Annotated in this window: 22 protein-coding genes and 1 pseudogene; 17 read left to right on the top strand and 6 right to left on the bottom strand. The window is 63.2% G+C overall.

The genetic code is table 11. The features are described 5' to 3' along the window. The first annotated feature begins 263 nt into the window (after window positions 1–263). Entirely contained in the window at window positions 264–707 is a 444-nt protein-coding gene (locus ACRSCF_RS25075) for a hypothetical protein (protein ID WP_324622768.1), read from the top strand. Here ACRSCF_RS25075 and ACRSCF_RS25070 read toward each other — a convergent pair. Together ACRSCF_RS25070 and ACRSCF_RS25065 are read right to left on the bottom strand one after the other, a co-directional pair. Next, window positions 651–1826, bottom strand: a complete 1176-nt coding sequence (locus tag ACRSCF_RS25070) for a 3'-5' exonuclease (RefSeq protein WP_324622767.1) — start codon at window positions 1824–1826, stop codon at window positions 651–653. The two genes, ACRSCF_RS25075 and ACRSCF_RS25070, sit on opposite strands and share 57 nt — an antisense overlap. A gap of 20 nt (window positions 1827–1846) precedes the next feature. Beyond that, window positions 1847–2518, bottom strand: coding sequence for a LexA family transcriptional regulator (locus ACRSCF_RS25065; RefSeq protein WP_324622766.1), 672 nt, complete (start codon window positions 2516–2518; stop codon window positions 1847–1849). A gap of 73 nt (window positions 2519–2591) precedes the next feature. On the opposite strand from ACRSCF_RS25065, the gene ACRSCF_RS25060 reads away from it, so the two are divergent. Together ACRSCF_RS25060 and ACRSCF_RS25055 are read left to right on the top strand one after the other, a co-directional pair. After that, a complete protein-coding gene (locus tag ACRSCF_RS25060) occupies window positions 2592–2855 on the top strand; it encodes a YdaS family helix-turn-helix protein (RefSeq protein ID WP_324622765.1) in 264 nt (87 codons plus the stop codon). Beyond that, window positions 2848–3012, top strand: coding sequence for a hypothetical protein (locus ACRSCF_RS25055; RefSeq protein ID WP_324622764.1), 165 nt, complete (start codon window positions 2848–2850; stop codon window positions 3010–3012). Before ACRSCF_RS25060 ends, ACRSCF_RS25055 begins: the two co-directional genes overlap by 8 nt. On the opposite strand, the gene ACRSCF_RS25050 is transcribed toward ACRSCF_RS25055, so the two are convergent. Beyond that, window positions 2999–3250, bottom strand: coding sequence for a hypothetical protein (locus ACRSCF_RS25050; RefSeq protein WP_046986919.1), 252 nt, complete (start codon window positions 3248–3250; stop codon window positions 2999–3001). The genes ACRSCF_RS25055 and ACRSCF_RS25050 overlap by 14 nt on opposite strands. Window positions 3251–3403: 153 nt before the next feature. Here ACRSCF_RS25050 and ACRSCF_RS25045 point away from each other — a divergent pair, with 153 nt between their 5' ends. The 7 genes from ACRSCF_RS25045 (at window position 3404) to ACRSCF_RS25015 (ending at window position 7143) form a co-directional block, all read left to right on the top strand. Then, window positions 3404–3880, top strand: coding sequence for a phage regulatory CII family protein (locus tag ACRSCF_RS25045; RefSeq protein ID WP_324622763.1), 477 nt, complete (start codon window positions 3404–3406; stop codon window positions 3878–3880). Beyond that, window positions 3877–4779 (top strand): hypothetical protein, encoded by a 903-nt coding sequence (locus tag ACRSCF_RS25040; RefSeq protein WP_324622762.1) that lies wholly within the window; start codon window positions 3877–3879, stop codon window positions 4777–4779. Before ACRSCF_RS25045 ends, ACRSCF_RS25040 begins: the two co-directional genes overlap by 4 nt. Further along, window positions 4766–5428 (top strand): DUF6475 domain-containing protein, encoded by a 663-nt coding sequence (locus ACRSCF_RS25035; RefSeq protein WP_324622761.1) that lies wholly within the window; start codon window positions 4766–4768, stop codon window positions 5426–5428. Before ACRSCF_RS25040 ends, ACRSCF_RS25035 begins: the two co-directional genes overlap by 14 nt. Beyond that, window positions 5425–5970 (top strand): hypothetical protein, encoded by a 546-nt coding sequence (locus tag ACRSCF_RS25030; RefSeq protein WP_324622760.1) that lies wholly within the window; start codon window positions 5425–5427, stop codon window positions 5968–5970. Before ACRSCF_RS25035 ends, ACRSCF_RS25030 begins: the two co-directional genes overlap by 4 nt. Then, entirely contained in the window at window positions 5970–6551 is a 582-nt protein-coding gene (locus tag ACRSCF_RS25025) for a hypothetical protein (protein WP_324622759.1), read from the top strand. Before ACRSCF_RS25030 ends, ACRSCF_RS25025 begins: the two co-directional genes overlap by 1 nt. A gap of 62 nt (window positions 6552–6613) precedes the next feature. Continuing rightward, on the top strand, window positions 6614–6889 hold the full coding sequence (locus tag ACRSCF_RS25020) for a hypothetical protein (RefSeq protein WP_324622758.1): 276 nt from the start codon (window positions 6614–6616) through the stop codon (window positions 6887–6889). Then, the gene (locus ACRSCF_RS25015) at window positions 6883–7143 is read left to right on the top strand and encodes a hypothetical protein (RefSeq protein ID WP_324622757.1); all 261 of its coding nucleotides are present in this window, start codon (window positions 6883–6885) and stop codon (window positions 7141–7143) included. Before ACRSCF_RS25020 ends, ACRSCF_RS25015 begins: the two co-directional genes overlap by 7 nt. 62 nt (window positions 7144–7205) lie before the next feature. On the opposite strand, the pseudogene tnpC reads toward ACRSCF_RS25015, so the two are convergent. From tnpC to tnpA, 3 genes and pseudogenes are all read right to left on the bottom strand, one after another. Next, window positions 7206–8722, bottom strand: a pseudogene (gene tnpC / locus ACRSCF_RS25010) (IS66 family transposase). Window positions 8723–8865: 143 nt separating this feature from the next. Beyond that, complete coding sequence (gene tnpB / locus ACRSCF_RS25005; RefSeq protein WP_014386445.1) at window positions 8866–9207, bottom strand: IS66 family insertion sequence element accessory protein TnpB; 342 nt, start codon at window positions 9205–9207, stop codon at window positions 8866–8868. Beyond that, window positions 9204–9545, bottom strand: coding sequence for an IS66 family insertion sequence element accessory protein TnpA (tnpA, locus tag ACRSCF_RS25000; RefSeq protein WP_014386446.1), 342 nt, complete (start codon window positions 9543–9545; stop codon window positions 9204–9206). The genes tnpB and tnpA overlap by 4 nt, the downstream gene beginning before the upstream one ends. A gap of 66 nt (window positions 9546–9611) precedes the next feature. Here tnpA and ACRSCF_RS24995 point away from each other — a divergent pair, with 66 nt between their 5' ends. The 7 genes from ACRSCF_RS24995 to ACRSCF_RS24965 all read left to right on the top strand — a co-directional run bounded on the left by ACRSCF_RS24995 (window position 9612) and on the right by ACRSCF_RS24965 (window position 15816). After that, a complete protein-coding gene (locus ACRSCF_RS24995; protein ID WP_432675110.1) occupies window positions 9612–10292 on the top strand; it encodes a hypothetical protein in 681 nt (226 codons plus the stop codon). A gap of 391 nt (window positions 10293–10683) precedes the next feature. Next, entirely contained in the window at window positions 10684–11010 is a 327-nt protein-coding gene (locus ACRSCF_RS24990) for an HNH endonuclease signature motif containing protein (protein WP_432675109.1), read from the top strand. Further along, window positions 11007–11225, top strand: a complete 219-nt coding sequence (locus tag ACRSCF_RS24985) for a hypothetical protein (protein WP_432675108.1) — start codon at window positions 11007–11009, stop codon at window positions 11223–11225. The genes ACRSCF_RS24990 and ACRSCF_RS24985 overlap by 4 nt, the downstream gene beginning before the upstream one ends. 246 nt (window positions 11226–11471) lie before the next feature. Further along, window positions 11472–11939: a terminase small subunit gene (locus tag ACRSCF_RS24980; protein WP_432675107.1), complete on the top strand. Its 468-nt coding sequence runs from the start codon at window positions 11472–11474 to the stop codon at window positions 11937–11939. Window positions 11940–11941: 2 nt separating this feature from the next. Continuing rightward, window positions 11942–13660 carry a terminase large subunit gene (locus tag ACRSCF_RS24975; RefSeq protein ID WP_432675106.1) on the top strand — a complete coding sequence of 573 codons (1719 nt, stop codon included), beginning with the start codon at window positions 11942–11944 and terminating at the stop codon, window positions 13658–13660. Continuing rightward, window positions 13657–14952: a phage portal protein gene (locus tag ACRSCF_RS24970; RefSeq protein ID WP_432675105.1), complete on the top strand. Its 1296-nt coding sequence runs from the start codon at window positions 13657–13659 to the stop codon at window positions 14950–14952. The genes ACRSCF_RS24975 and ACRSCF_RS24970 overlap by 4 nt, the downstream gene beginning before the upstream one ends. A 3-nt stretch (window positions 14953–14955) precedes the next feature. Then, window positions 14956–15816, top strand: a complete 861-nt coding sequence (locus ACRSCF_RS24965; RefSeq protein ID WP_432675104.1) for a head maturation protease, ClpP-related — start codon at window positions 14956–14958, stop codon at window positions 15814–15816. Window positions 15817–15824 lie beyond the last annotated feature (8 nt).

Here is a 15824-nt window from a genome sequence, read left to right as displayed (position 1 = left end):
CTACCGCGCTTTGGCGGACTGTGGCCTGGCAGGACTGCCAGAGCAGAGCAGCGGCCATGCCCGCTGGTGCTTGTGCCGGACGAATGCCCCGCAGGTGGAGCAAGCAACATCGGCGGCAGGTTGTTAGAGATCCGGTAGAGCGCGGCCCGATCACCTCACCCGGCGCAACCTGTTTGTGGTGCGCTGGGCTGAATATTAGGACTAGCTAAGAATTTTGGCAATAGGAGTTGCTAACTTTTTTCTTGGACGGGATACTCCAGTCCATGACTACTCAACACACAGACGAAAAAAATCCCGCTCAAGGTGGGGTTGGCGGGCAAGTCGAAGCACGGGAGCCCATGCTGCCCTCATCGGCGCGCTGCGTATGGGCAGGCCCGCAGACGGAACAGGAGCGCTGGCGCCTAAAGGAGCAGGTGGAGCGTGCCCTTCAGCGCCTGGACAAAGCGTTGTGGGCGCTGGACAGCGGCAACCTCGACAATCCTGCAGCTCGGCTTGAGATTGCGCGCCGCGACATCATCCGGGCGATGGATCAGGCATTGGCAGTGGAGGCGCTTCTGTTCGAGCGCTGCCCTGAAGATCAGATGCGTCAGTCCGCCACTTGGCACTTTGACAGCCTAAAAAATGACAGAAGATTATTTGCTGCGGCGACGTCAGGCCTTCGCTGCGGCCTTCTGGATTCTTGCTCGGATGGCATTGGCCACCTTTAACTCTGCTTGCTTTGGGAACACGGAGAAATACTCGTCGGCCGCAGCTGCCGCTTCGGATGCGCGCTTACGTTTGCACAGACATATCGTTAGCCTGTCTAAGCACGATATTTCACCAATGTCTGCGGTCATTGACGGGCCAGACCAGTCGGCCGTGTTCTTGTATATTTCCACTCTTCCCGCATCAATTGCTAATTTTATTGCTTTGAGGTGGATGCTGATGGCCTCATCTAGATTCTCAGCCTCCTTCTCTTTGCCTAGAATTGATAAACCCTTTGCCTTGTTTCTGAGAAGGTGATATTTCTCGAGGTTTTCAAAATCCACCTCTCGGTCTGACGATCTAGGGCTTGGAGGGCTCGGCAAGAGTCCGGAGCTTATTGCTAGAAATAACCTTAGCGCTCGCTCTGCATCGTACAAAGCACGATGCTCAGAGAATCCTTGCTTTTCTGCTTCTGTATCAAAGATTCCGAATGCATCGCACACATCTCCAAGACGGTATCGCCTTAGATCTGGATGCTTATTCTTGACGTATTGCATTAGGCATACGGTTTCATTCTCAAAGATTCGGTTTATCCTTTTTGCTTCTTCCTTGAGAAATGAGGTATCGAAGCTTGCGTTGTACGCAGCTACAGGTCTATCTCCTATGGCATCAAGGAGTTCTCTAACAACTTCGCCCACAGGTCTTTCATCTTTGACCATTGCATCCGTTATTCCCGTTAAATCCGTTATCCGCGCTGGTATTGGAATGCCTGGATTCGCCAGTTTGCTATACCCTTCAACCATGCAAGAAACGCCAATCGGGAGTACTAGTAAAGCTACCTCAATTATTCTGTCTTTCGATGGGTCAAGACCGGTGGTCTCAACATCAATGAAGGCGACCTCTTCTCTTTTAGTGTCTTTAATTACTTGCTCGGGAGAATCGCATTGCGAACTCTCTAATGAATTCTGCGGGATTCCATTATCAGAATGTTGGTCACATCCAGCGACTTCATCAGTAATCGCTGGCGCATCCTTGTGATCGATAATTTGACCTGACTCGGAAAATTTTCGCTTGCTTTTCCTAATCCTCAAAAACACATAGCATGCCAATGCCGCAAGAATCAGGTAAGCCAAGTAAACCACGGTCAGCCTCTCCTTCCCGCTTAGATCCGCTCGCTTTGTTTGTGGACAACTTCGCCAATAAGCCTAACGTCTTCGTGGCACACCTTGCGTGGGTAGCGGCGCTGGTCGGGATTATCTGAAGAAAGCCACCACTGCCCGTCATCTCGGATTAGCCGCTTCACAACCATCTCGCCTTCGTAGTTCACGGCGAAGACTACGCCATCCTTGGGTTGCGTTTGGGCGGTATTGATGATCACAGTGTCGCCGTCGTAGAGGCCGGGTTCCATGCTGCCGTTGCTTACTGTTGTAGCCAGCAGGTCTGAGGGCTTGAAGCCTCGGCGCTCATACCAGTCCTTGCGGAAAGCCAGCGGGTTTCCTGCATCGCCTGATGGCTCCACCCCAAAACCGGTGACGCCAGCTGATAGCTTAAAGCGTACGCGGCGGATGATGGGGTACTCAGGGTTGTTCTCCAAGTCGATCTCCACCGGCTCAGGCATTGGCCCTGCCATAGGCCCTTCGCCTGTCGCGAGCCACAACTGGTTGACCTTGAGCGCGGCAGCCGCCTTCAGCAGGTTCTCGCCTCGGAGGAATTTTGCTTTGCCGCTCAGCCAGCCGTGAACACTCGGTGGCTTCACATCGCAAGCCCTTGCGAGGTCGGCCTGGCTGGTGCCCGAGGCCTCCATGGCTTTGGAAAGTCTGTCTGCAAGTGTCATTAGGAAAGGCTAACAGCTTGGTTGTTCGGAGTGGCTATTGACAATGAGTTAGCGACTCCTAATAATGGGAAGCATGAACACCTCCGCAACCCAGGTTATCGACGCGCTCGGCGGCACCGCTGCGGTGGCGCGCATCTTCAATGTGAAGCCGCCCAGCGTGAGCGACTGGAAGAAGGATGGCATCCCCGCAGCGCGGGTGATGTTCCTGAAAGTTGCGCACCGCAAGGTGTTATCGGGGATCGATCTGGCCGCAGCTACGGCGCCTCGCCGCGCTCGCGTGCCAGGTATGCCGCTGGCGCAGCCCACCCCCCAGACCCAGGAGGCCACCCATGGCTGAGCAGCGATACCGTTTCGGCGGCCCCACTCCCGAATCTGTGAAAGCGCTCAAGGCGCGGCGCCGGTTCCGCGACTCCAGCCTGTATGCCCGCATGAAGCGCGGCATCCGCGACCGGCTGGAGTCGGAAAAGCCGACTGCAAAACCTAGCGGACGGTGATTTTGGTGGGCGCTTTCCTTGTGGCCAGCCCCGTTGCAGCGCGCTTCTTTGCGGGCTTCTCTCTGCGCTCGAGTTCGCTGTTCACGCGCTCTATCCCATCCAGGAGCGTGAAGTACGCATCCTCGAAGGCGCTGGTAAGGATTTCTCGCGTGAATACGGAGTGCTCGGGTTCGACCTTCGAAAGGATCGCGGCGGCCAGTGTTGCCGCCGGCCCGATCAGCTCTTCCTTGATTTTCATGTCCGCCCTCCTTGGCGCTGGTTGTGTAGGAGCTTCCAGCATAGCCCAGGGAGTGGCGGGCACCTCTCTCGCTCGTTGTTGTGATTTTTTGCATGCAGCGAGTTTCGTTTCCAGCGGTAACGGCCGCAACGTCCTTTTTTCTGGAGCCCGGACATGAACTCCCTTGATGCCCTGCGACGCATGGTCGCGAACTATCCCGGTGGCCGTCCGGCCCTGGCCGCCCGCCTAAACAAGTCCGACGAGGTGCTGCGCAAGGAGCTGAGCGGCTCGTCGGCCCACCACAAGATTGGCTTGCTGGATGCCGAGCTGATCGCGGACATGTGCCGCGAGGCGAACTGCTCCGAGGCCCTTGCCTTGGGCACTGTGTTCTCGTTCAAGGCCGGCATGCTGGCGCTGCCTGCCGTCCCCACTGGCGGGAGCCTGTGCTTGCAGGGCGCTACCGCCCACGCTGTCCATGAAATGGCCGATGTGCTGCTTGCTGTCACCAAGTCCAAGTCCGACGGCAATGTGAGCGACAACGACCGCGCGTATGTGCGCACCGAACTCGGCCAAGCGCTTGCGGCGCTGCAGAGCGTTGCCATCGCCCTCGATGCTGAGCACGCGGCGGACAACGCAAGGAGCCAGGCATGACCAAGCGACTCCCCTGGCTCCGCCTGTACACGCGGATGGTCGATGACGACAAGCTCAAGCTGCTGGCGTTTGAAGATCGCTGGCACTTCGTGGCGCTGCTGTGCTTGAAGGGCGAGGGCCTGCTGGACAAGGCGGACACTCCGAGCCTGCTGATGCGCAAGGTTGCCGTGAAGCTGGGCCTGGACGTGCGCAGCCTGGAAGAGGTGGCCCGCCGCCTGGCCGAAGTGGGCCTGATCGAGCAGGAGACGCTGCAGCCGGTGAAGTGGGCCGTGCTGCAGATGCAGAGCGATGTGGACACCACGGCGGCTGTTCGCAAGCAACGCCAACGCGAACGCCAAAAGGCCGCGAAAGCCGCTCCAGGCAACGATGTCACGCAAGGTCACGAAGACAGTACGGATGCGTCACGCGTGACAGGTACGGATGTCACGCGTACAGATACAGATACAGATACAGATAAAGAAGAAGAGACATTTAAAGAACAAGTACCTGTTGGTCCACGTCACGCCGAAACTTCGCCTCCGGCTCAGCCTGCCAAGCCCGAACCCGATGCAAAGCCATCGACCACGGGGACTCGACTGCCGAGCGACTGGATGCTGCCGAAGAGCTGGGGAACCTGGGCAATCGAAGAGCGCCCCGAGATGACCGCCGAGGAGGTGCGACGCCAAGCGGCCATGTTCGCCGACCACTTCCATGCCGCTGCAGGCAAGGACGGGCGCAAGGCCGACTGGAAGGCGACGTGGCGCAACTGGATCCGTCGCGCCAACCTGCCGCGCAATGGCCGCCCGGTGGCTGGCGCTGCTGCCCCGGTGAACAAGCAGGAGGCCCTGGAGCAGCGCAACCGCAATGTGGGCGCGGCCTGGGCGGCGCAGGGACAGGGAGGCAGCTATGCAGCAGCATGAACAAGGCCAGTTCGCCGACCTCCTGACCGACGTGATGGCGTACTACGGCAAAGACGTCTCCAAGTTCCTGCTGGACGTGTGGTGGGACGCATGCAAGTCGTTCGACATGCAGCAGGTTTCCAAGGCACTGCAGCGACACGCATGCGACCCGGAGCGCGGCCAGTTTGCGCCGAAGGTGGCGGACGTTGCTCGCGTCCTGTCGGGCACATCCACAGATCGCGCGGCCATCGCTTGGGGCAAGGTGCACGAAGCCATGAGCGCTGTGGGTGCCTACACCGATGTCGTGTTCGATGACCCTGCGATCCATGCCGTGGTCGAAGACCTGGGCGGCTGGCCCAAGATGTGCCGGATGGAGCTCAAGGAGCTGTCCTACCTGCAGCACCGCTTCCAGGAATCGCACCGCGCATACACCGAGCGCGGCCAGTACGAGTACCCGCGCCGTCTGATGGGCGACCGCTCGCCCGACCATGAGTACACCCGCAATGGCCTGCCGCTGCCTCGGCCTGCGCTGGTTGGCAACCGGGAGCGCGCCGTCGCTGTCCTGAAGAACGGCAGCGCAGCGGGCAAGACCAACATCACAATGCTGGCGCAGCACGCCATGCATCTGCTGGCCAACTCCAGCGCGAGCCAGGAAGCGAGGCTCGCATGAGGACGCTTGAAGAAATCAAAGGCCGCTGCTTCATCGATGAGGACGGGCACTGGCTGTGGCGCGGTGCGACCCGTGGCGATGATGGCGTCCCGTTCATCTATGCCCCGAACCTCGCCCGGGGCGGAAAGATGTCCTCGCAGTGTGGATACCGCGCTGTCTATCACGTCACCAAGGGTGTTGCTGTGCCTCCAGGGCATCGGGTATTCAACACCTGTGGCAACCCGGCCTGCGTGAACCCCGAGCACATCCGCTGCGCCACGGATGCCGCATTTGGCCGATACGTGCGCAGCAAGGGAGCGTTCAAGGGCCAGGTTCGCCGCATCCTGGCGAACCGCTCCATTGCATTGGGTTGCACAAAGGTGACGCCCGAGATGGTCAGCCAGATCCTGGCCAGCCCCGACAGCTGCGCGAAGACAGGGGCAGCGTTCGGCGTGAGCGGCTTCCTGGTCTGGCGCATTCGCAATGGCAAGCACCCAGTCAAGCCGGCTGGCGCGGGCGGCCTATCCACCATGGTTTCAGCACTCACAAGGAGAGGGAAGTGATGCGACTGATCGCACTTTGTGGCGCCGCTGGCGCTGGAAAAGACACGGTGGCGGGCATGCTTCCCGCCTGGAGGCTGGCATTCGCCGATGCGCTGTATGCCGAGGTGGCCGAGGCCTGGGATGTGAGCGAGGACGATCTCAAGCGCAGGGACGCCAAGGAGCGCGCCTCGTGCCTGATGGCCATCGACTTCTGCAAGGACTCCGGCTTCTGCGACTTCAAGGCGGCCGAAGACTGGCACGCGGCGCGCAGCCCACGGCAGATTCTGCAATGGTGGGGCGACTACCGCCGCGCCCAAAACCCGGAGTACTTCGTCCAGCGCGCCCGCGAGGTGCTGCAGGGCGAAGGGGCTGGCCTGTTCTGGGTCATCACGGACTGCCGCTTCCAGAACGAGGCTGCGATGGTGCGCGAGATGGGCGGCCAGATCTGGCAGGTCACGCGCCCAGGGGTCTCGGCTGGCGCAACGGGCCACGTCAGCGACACCGACGGCAGCCAGTTCGCGCCCGACCGCGTGATCGACAACCATGGATCGCTCAAGGCCCTGCAGCTGGCGCTGCGCGATGTGATGCGGGAGGTCCAGTGAGGATCGAACTCCCATGGCCTCCGAAGGAGCTGAGCCCGAACGCTCGCCTGCACTGGGCGAGCTTGGCAAAGGTCAAGAAGCAATACCGCCACGCGTGCGCCTACGCCGCTGTGCAGCAGGGCGTACGCCGCATCCAGGCCCAGAAGCTGCACCTCGCCCTGACGTTCCACGCGCCGACGCGCCGCGCCTATGACCTGGACAACGCCCTGGCGCGCATGAAGGCCGGCCTGGATGGGCTGGCGGACGTGCTGGGCGTGGACGACAAGCACTGGAGTCTGAGCATCACGCGGGGCGACACCCCTGGCGGCCGTGTCGTAGTGGAGGTGTCCCCATGCTGAACAAGCTGAGCGCCCGCGAGCGCGAGCACCTGGCTGCCGTGAAGGAGCTGCCCTGCAGCGTGTGTGACGCCCCGGGCCCGAGCGAGGCGCACCACGTCAAGCAGCACCGCCAGTACGTGTGCATTGCGCTGTGCGAGAGCTGCCACCGTGGCGCGCTGCTCGGCCTGCATGGCCAGCGCCGCATGTGGGCGGTCAAGCGGATGGACGAAATGGACGCGCTGAACGTGACCGTGCAGCGCCTGCTTGGAAACTGAGGAGTAAGCGTTCCGCGAACGACACCCTTGCGCCGTCGATGACGGCGTGTTGAAGGATGGTTCTACGCGGCGGCGGCGAGCGCCGCGTTTGGCACGGCGATGTCGGTGGCAGGCCGCCAGTTGTGCGGCAGCAGCTGCGCGAGGTCGCGCTGCTTGAGCGTGGGCAGACGCTCGAAGACGTCCTTGAGGTAGGCCCAGGGATCGTGCCCGTTTAGTTTGGCCGACTCGATCAGGCTCATGACCACGCCAGCGCGCTCGCCGGCCTGCTGCGAGCCTACAAAAAGCCAATTCTTGCGGCCAACGCACAGCGGGCGCACCGCGTTCTCCGCCGCGTTGTTGTCGATTGGGACGTCGCCGTCGTCCAGGTAGCGCGTGAGCGCGCGCCAATTGCTCAGCGAATAATCGATCGCCTTGGCCGTCACGTCGGCATTGGCCAGCTTCTGGCGCTGCCCGGTCAGCCAGAGGTGCAGGGCCTGGACGATGGGCCTGGAGCGTTGCTGGCGCAGCAGCCACCGTGCCTGGGGTTCGAGTTCGCGCGCCTCGCGCTCGACCTCGTACAGCTTTGCGATCAGCGCCACCGCCTGGCCGGCGATCTGGCTGGCGTTGAACTCGTGCGCCTCGAACAGCTTGCGCCGCGCGTGGGCCCAGCATAGTGCGGCGCTGACGCCTTGCGCCTGAAGCCCAAAATAGCCGCTGTAATCGTCGCTGACCAGCGTGCCGCCGAAGCCTCGCAGCACGCGCCGCGGATGTTCGCCGGCGCGGCTGGCGGTGAAGTCGAACAGCACCGCGCGCTGGGCCACGAAGTTGGTCGTGCGGTAGACCCAGACGTAGGCCCGTTTGGTCTTGCCGCGCCCCGGCGCCAGCAGCGACACCGGCGTCTCGTCGGCGTGGATCACACCGTGGCTGAGGATGAAGCCCTTCAGTGCATCGGCCAGCGGTGCCAGACGCACCCGCAGATGCCGATCCACTGGGCCATGCTCGAGCGCGGGATGTGCACGCCAGAGCGCGCGTAGATCTCTTCCTGCCGGTACAGCGGCAAGTGATCGTCGTGCTTGGCCACCACCACCTGCGCGAGCAGGCCCGGCGCGGGGATGCCTTTGTCGATGATCTGCGCGGGCATCGGCGCGGCCTGGATCGTCTGGCAGCACGTGCAGGCGTACTTGCCGCGGATATGGCGCAGCACGAAGAATTGGGCCGGCACGCAATCGAGCTGCTCGCTGACTTCTTGGCCGATGCGCTTGAAGGGCTGGCCGCACTCGCAGTGGGTCTGCTCGATCTCGTGATGGTGATCGATGCGCGGCAGGCTCGCCGGCAGCGCCTGGCGCACCGCCTGGCCTTTGGCCCGGGGTGGCGCTACCGGTGGCTTCTGGTCTTGCTGGGCGGCGCGGTCTTCCAGCGCCGTGTCGGCCAGGATCTGATCGAACAGCACCGCCTGCGTGCTCGTCTCCAGGCTCTCGCTGGAGGAGCCGAAGCGCCAGCGCTTCAGCCGCGCGATCTCGAAGTTCAGCGCCTCGATCCTGGTTTGCTTGAACTTCAGCTCGCCTTGCATGCGCCCGATCACATCGCGCAGCTCCTGCATCGAATCCAGTGCGCCCGGCGCATCGATCGTGTGGGTGTCCGGGCCTTCGAGCATGGCCGCCATCATGCCTCGCGCGCGTGCGCGCGAGGCATGACTTTCTCCAATAGACAAACGCGCAAATCCCGACCTCGAATCGAGCGCATTCAGACCACCGTGATCGACTGCGGCTGCGCGCTGCCCAGGCGCTGCCACGGCAGGCCCGCGACGAGCCAGTCGAACTGCTCGCGCGTGAGTTGAAGTGACCCCGTGTCCTGGCGCGGCCAGGCGAAGCTGCCCGCTTGCAGCCGCCGGGTGCACAGCCACATGCCCGCGCCGTCGTAGACCAGCACCTTGAGCCGGTCGGCGCGGCGGTTGGCAAACACGTAGGCGTGGTGGGCTTGCGCGCCCAGCGCGAAGCCGCGCACCACTTGGGCCAACAGCGTGTCGATGCCCCCGCGCAGGTCGGCCGCGCCAAGCGCCAGCCAGATGACGTCGATGCGAATCATCGGCCGAACTCCCGCAGCAGCGAAGCGAGTTCACGCGTGTGCGCCAGCGGCCAATGCAGATCGAGCCGGGTGCCTCCCACGTTCAATTCGACGCGCACCGATGTCGATGCGGCACCAGGCGCCACGCGGGCGGCCACGAAGCCGCTCGGCCTGGCGGCTGGCGAGGGCTCAGGGCTGACGCCGTCGAGCCGCGCCTGCCAGCGCCGCGCATGTGCGCACCAGCTTTGCAGCGTTCCCGCTGGCACCCCGTTGGCCTCGGCCCATACCTGCGCCTTCTGGCCAGAGGCACGATACGCCGCCACTTGCTCCAGGCACCGTTCCATCTGCTGTCGATCCATGTCCACCTCGTCTCGTTCGTTGATTGCGAAGACCCGAGGTTCGCAGCTTCAACGGTGAGATGAAAGATGGGTTCGCGGAACGCTTACACTGAGGAGATCACGATGAGCGAAGCACCAACGATGCAAGAGCGGTACGCCGCAGCCACCCACTCCATGTCACTGCGAGTGGATGCGCGCACTACCGGGGATGCGGACTACCTCATGGCCGTGGCCTGGGCGCCCCAGCAGTTCGGCGCCGCGCTGATGCGCCTGCAGGCTGAATTCGATGGCGCTGGTCGCCGCCTGCCGAAGAAGCCCTCGCGCAGCGATGTATTCCGCGCCGCCCGTGTATCCATGGGCAAGGGCATCACCAAGGTGACCGCCAACAGTACGAAGGCGGCCAAGGACAGGCTGCAGGCCAGCTACGACAGCGAAATGCTCCTGCTTGTCCAGCCGCTCAAGTCGCTCCGCAGCGTGCGCCGTCATCTGGCCATCAAGCTGCTGCTCGACGGCATGCCCGACAAGGCGGTCGATCAGATCATCCTGCAATGGCTCTCCCCGAAGTGCCCGCTGTGCTGCGGCCGAGGGCTGATGCTCAAGCGCTGGAGCGACACGGAGCTGTCCGACGACAAGTGCATGGCCTGCGCTGGCTCGGGTGTGCTGCCCGCTCCAGAGGGTGCGGTAGGCGCGAAGGCGATGCGCTACATGGACAGCTGCATGCAGGACGCTGGCGGCCGGATCGGCGCAAAAACACACTCGAACCATTGACCGCCTGAAAACTGTTGTTAGAATTGCGACTGCCGGTTCGCATGAGAAAGTCTGCATGCCGGCGTCACCGTCCAGCACTCCGATGACTGCCCGTAGCGGCTTCGGTGAGCAAGAGATGGAAAGACACGTCCAAAGCCCGCACGGTTTGCGCCTTGCGGGCTTTTCTGTTTCCGCCCTGAGCCAGTCGGGGTGCGCGCTGTGGACTGAGCGTGCGGGGTTCTCCACCGTGAGCTGCCACGGTGCTGGTTGCGAAGCGAACGGCACATCCCCAGCGGCATTGCGCCGTAAGTCCGATGGGGAACCATTTCAGCCGCCACCAGGTGTACCCGGCAAAGCATGCATAGCGCATGGGGTGCAAGGCTTGCGTGGCGGTACCTATCAAGGAGGGCAGATGCTCAAGACGCTCAAGAGCACGCTGCCCGTGCTCGACACCCGCCGTGTGCAGACGATGCAGGCCGGCAGCTGGCGCACCAGCGACCAGACGGCAGCGCAGCGCGGCTACGGCTACAAGTGGCAGAAGGCCCGCGAGCAGTTCCTGCGCGAGCACCCGCTGTGCCTCATGTGCCAGGCGCAGGGCAGGGTCGAGGCGGCTACGGTCGTTGACCACATCACCCCGCATCGCGGGGATCAGTCGCTGTTCTGGCGGCGCAGCAACTGGCAGCCGCTGTGCGCCACCCACCACAGCAGGGACAAGCAACGCGAGGAGCAGAGGCAATGATCGAAGTCACAGACTGCAATGGTCACAGACATCTGCTCAACCCTGATGGCATCGTCCGGGTGAGCGAGGCCGGAACATCCAGCCAGTGGCATGGCATCCGGTCGTACATCGTGACGATGCACGGCAAGACCATCGAATGCCAGCAGAGCGTCCAGGAGGTGCAGAAGCTGCTGCGGGCGCTGGATCTATCCCGTCTCGGTGCTGGCGCTGCCTGAGGCCGTCTGACACGATCCAGAGGCATTGCCGGCGCGGTCAGGGGGAGGGGGTGGGGCAAAGTCTGGAGCCCTCGCCGGCCTAGACCGCCCTGTTCCTCACGCGCAGAAAATTTCCCCCGTGGGAAAAGATGTTAAAGGCCCGGCCTGCCCGTTAACACGGCTGCAGGCCGCGCCAGTACTGGGTTTGCGCGATTTTTAACGCGCGCCAGATGTTAAAGGGATGTTAAAGACTGGAAGGGGTTTGCGATGGCGCTGACAGGCAAGAAGCGGCTGTTCGCCGAGGCCTTGTTGGCGGGCAAGTCGAACAAGATGGCGGCGCTAGCCGCTGGGTACAGCGCGGCATCCGCTTCGGCGGCTGGATCGCGGCTGGCCAAGGACAAGGATGTGCTGGCGCACCTGCAGCGCAAGGCCAAGGTGGTCAGCGCGGCACCGCCTGCAGCGCCTGGTGCGGAGCCGCCAGCCGGAAGTTTCGATTTGAGCCAGGCGCTGTCCCACCGGGACCCCCGGGCTTTCCTACTGGCGGCCATGAACGACAAGATGCTGGAGCCGAAGCTGCGGATTGACGCTGCCAAGGCGCTGATGCCGTTCGAGTTCGCCAAGAAGGGCGAGGGCGGCAAGAAGGAGCAGCAGGCGGATGCCGCCAAGAAGGTGGCCAGCAGGTTTGCGCCGGCCGCGCCCCCAAAGCTGGCGGCATCTAACGGAAGAAAGGTATAGGAATGGACTGGACGACCGCATGCATCGACTGGGAAGAAAGGTTGGTGCAGCGGAAGTCCATCATTCCGCCGCCGATCTTCCGAGACCAGGCAGAGCAAGCCCTGGCCATCTTCAAAGAGTTGAAGGTGGTGGACCTGGCGAAGGTGTGGGATGAGGAGATAGGGCAATGGCGCCCTCCCACATTCGGCGAGTGCAGCGAGGAGTGGGTTTTCGACTTCGTTCGCGCCATCTTCGGCGCCTATGACGCTGAAACGGGCCAGCAGCTGATCCGGGAATACGGGCTGCTGATCAGCAAGAAGAACACGAAATCGACCATCGCGGCCGGCATCATGCTGACCGCGCTGATCCTGTGCTGGCGTGAGGACGAGGAGCATTTGATCCTCGCCCCAACAAAGGAGGTCGCGGACAACTCGTTCAAGCCAGCGGCCAGCATGGTGCGGGCGGACGAAGAGCTTTCGGCCTTGTTCCACATCCAGGACCACATCCGGACGATCACGCACCGCGTGAACCGCAACACCTTGAAGGTGGTGGCCGCCGATACCGACACCGTGTCGGGCAAGAAGGCCGGTCGGGTGTTGGTGGATGAGCTCTGGCTGTTCGGCAAGCGGGCCAATGCCAGTGCGATGTTCCAGGAGGCCCTGGGTGGCCAGGTGTCGCGGGAAGAGGGCTGGGTGATCTTCTTGACCACGCAGTCCGACGATGCGCCGGCAGGCGAGTTCAAGAAGAAGCTCGATTACTGGCGCGACGTGCGCGATGGCATCGTCCACAACCCGAAGGTGCTCGGCATCCTGTACGAGTTCCCCAGGGCCATGCTGGAGAGCAAGGCTTACCTGCTCAGCGAGAACTTCTACATCACCAACCCCAACATGGGGCGTTCGGTGAGCCTGGAGTGGCTGCAGGACGAGATGAGTAAGCGCTCGCCGGAGCGCGACGGCGGATTCCAGCGCTTCCTGGCCAAGCACCTGAATGTCGAGATCGGCATGAACCTGCGGGCCGACCGCTGGGCCGGCGCCGACTTCTGGGCCGGCGCTGTCGAGCGAGTCACGTTACAGGAGCTGCTGGCACGCTGCGAGGTCATCACGACCGGCATCGACGGCGGCGGGCTGGATGACTTGCTGGGCTTCGCACTGGTGGGTCGTTGCAAGGAGACTGGCCGCTGGCTCGCCTGGTGCAGGGCCTGGGCTCATCCTTCGGTGCTGGAGCGGCGCAAGGAGATCGCGCCGCGACTGCTGGACTTCGTGAAGGACGGCGACCTGGTGCTGGTCGAGCGCATCGGCGATGACATGGAGGAGTTGGCCTCCATCGTGGCCGAGGTGGAGCAGGCCGGCCTGCTGGATCGGGTGGGTATCGACCCTGCGGGCGTCGGCGGCGTGCTGGAAGCCCTGGTGGCGGCCGGCGTGCCGCAGGACAAGATCATCGGCATCAGCCAGGGGTGGAAGCTGGGAGGGGCCATCAAGACTGCCGAGCGCAAGCTGGCTGAGGGTGTACTCAAGCACTGCGGCCAGCCGCTCATGGCCTGGTGCGTCAGCAATGCGAAGGTGGAGCCAAAGGGCAACGCCATGTTGATCACCAAGCAGGCCAGTAGCTCGGGCACCGGCGCCGCAAAGATCGATCCGCTGATGGCGCTGTTCAACGCGGTGCAACTGATGTCTCTCAATCCAGAGGCCATGGGTGGCTTGGATGACTGGTTGAGCAACCCAATACGGACGGGCAAGGCATGAAAAATCGAACGAACACAGGCCTTGTCGGCCGCGTGCGCGCGGCCATCGACGGCTGGGTGCGCTCCTTCAGCTTGCGCGACAAGGACCTGTATACGGATCGCGTGATGGACAGCGAGGCGGGGGTGGATGTCACTCCCAAGGCGGTGATGCAGGTGGATGCAGTTTGGAGCTGCGTGCGCCTCATCTCCGAAACCATCGCCACGCTGCCACTGTCGATCCATGAGAAGACCTCGGCAGGCAAGCGCCTGGCAAGCCATCACCCGCTGCACTTCATCATCCACGACCAGCCGAACGCGGACTCGACCGCATCGGTGTTCTGGGAGGCCCTGGTGGCCTCGATGCTGTTGCGCGGGAACGGGCGAGCGGAAAAACTCTATGTCGGCACGCAGCTGGTGGGCCTGGCCTTCCTGGACCCGAACAAGCTGGTCATCACCCGCGACATCAATGGCCGAAAGATCTACCAGTACCCGCGAGCCGACGGCACGCCCCGGGAGATCCCGGCATCGCGGATCTGGAACGTGCCAGGCTTCACGCTCGATGGCGAAACCGGCGTGTCGGTGATCGCATACGGCGCCAAGGTGTTCGGCTCGGCGATGGCCGCCGAGCGCTCCGCCGCAAAGACGTTCCGAAATGGGATGCTGCCGACGGTCTACTACAAGGTGGCTGCATTCCTGAAGCCTGATCAACGGCGGATGTTCAAGGCCGAGATCCAGGGTTCGGTGGAGCGCGGCGAGGCCCCGGTGCTGGAGGGTGGAACGGATGTCGGGACTGTCGGCATCAACCCAGTTGATGCACAGCTCCTGGAGTCGCGGGCGTTCTCCGTGGAATCGATCTGCCGCTGGTTCCGTGTCCCGCCCTGGATGGTCGGGCATACAGAGAAGTCCACCAGTTGGGGGACCGGCATCGAGCAGCAGATGATCGGCTTTCTGACATTCACGCTGGGGCCATGGCTGCGGCGCATTGAGCAGTCCATCAGCAAGGACTTGATGACGCCAGCAGAGCGCACGCGCTTCTACCCCAAGTTCGCCGTGGAGGGCCTCTTGCGCGCCGACAGCGCAGGCCGCGCCGCGTTCTATGCCGCGATGGTCAACAACGGGATCTTGACCCGCGACGAAGTGCGCGAGTTGGAAGACCGGGAGCCGATGGGCGGCAACGCCGCTGTGCTGACGGTCCAGTCGGCCATGACGACCCTCGACGCCCTGGGCCAGGAAGGCGGCGCAGACCAAGCAAACCAGGCCCGGGCCGCGTTCCGCGCGTTCCTGGGCTTCAACGAAGAGCCGCAGAAAGGCTGAACCATGAGCATGAAGAACTTGCCGGTGGCCCCGATGGGTCGGCCGAGCGCTAGCCTGCGCAGCGAAATCCTCCCGCGCGCTATGGAGCGCTGGAGTCCCGAGGTTCGCGCAGCTGATCGCGACGAAGAGCGCTCCATCAGCATCTATGACGCCATCGGCTACGACCCCTGGACGGGGGAGGGCGTCACAGCCAAGCGCGTAGCCGGCGCGCTGCGCGGCCTGGGCAAAGGCCCGGTGACCGTCAACATCAACAGCCCAGGAGGCGACATGTTCGAGGGCCTGGCCATCTACAACCTCCTGCGCGAGCACGAAGGCGAGGTGAACGTCAAGATCCTGGGGCTGGCCGCGTCGGCGGGCTCTGTGATTGCCATGGCCGGCGACACGGTGCAGATTGCCCGTGCAGGCTTCCTGATGATCCACAACGCTTGGGTTGTCGCCATGGGCAACCGCAACGACCTGCGCGAGCTGGCCGCCTGGCTGGAGCCCTTCGATGCCGCCATGGGCGACATCTACGCGTCTCGCACGGGCCTGGAAGCCAAGGCCATCGCCAAGCTCATGGACTCCGAGTCCTGGATCGGCGGCGCGGCGGCCGTGGAGCAGGGCTTCGCAGACGAGCTGCTTGCCTCCGACCAAGTAGGCAAGGGCGGCGGCAACGCCAGCGCCTCGGCGGTGCGCCGTCTGGAGGCTGCATTGCGCAACAGCGGCATGCCCAAGAGCGAGGCCATGCGCCTCATCAGCGATTTCAAGTCCAGCGTGGGTGATCCCGCTGGCAGCGGCGAGGGAGATCCCGCCGAGCGCGGCCCTGCGGCCGACATCAGCAGTACGGCGGCTCTGGCCGCATCCCTCACCTCTATCCTCCTTTGAAAGGGCAT

The sequence above is a fragment of the Delftia sp. 11MD genome (assembly GCF_050907895.1).
Lineage (GTDB): Bacteria > Pseudomonadota > Gammaproteobacteria > Burkholderiales > Burkholderiaceae_C > Comamonas > Comamonas tsuruhatensis.
The sequence above is the reverse complement of the archived record's forward strand: the minus strand, read 5'-3'. Positions and strand labels throughout refer to the sequence as shown.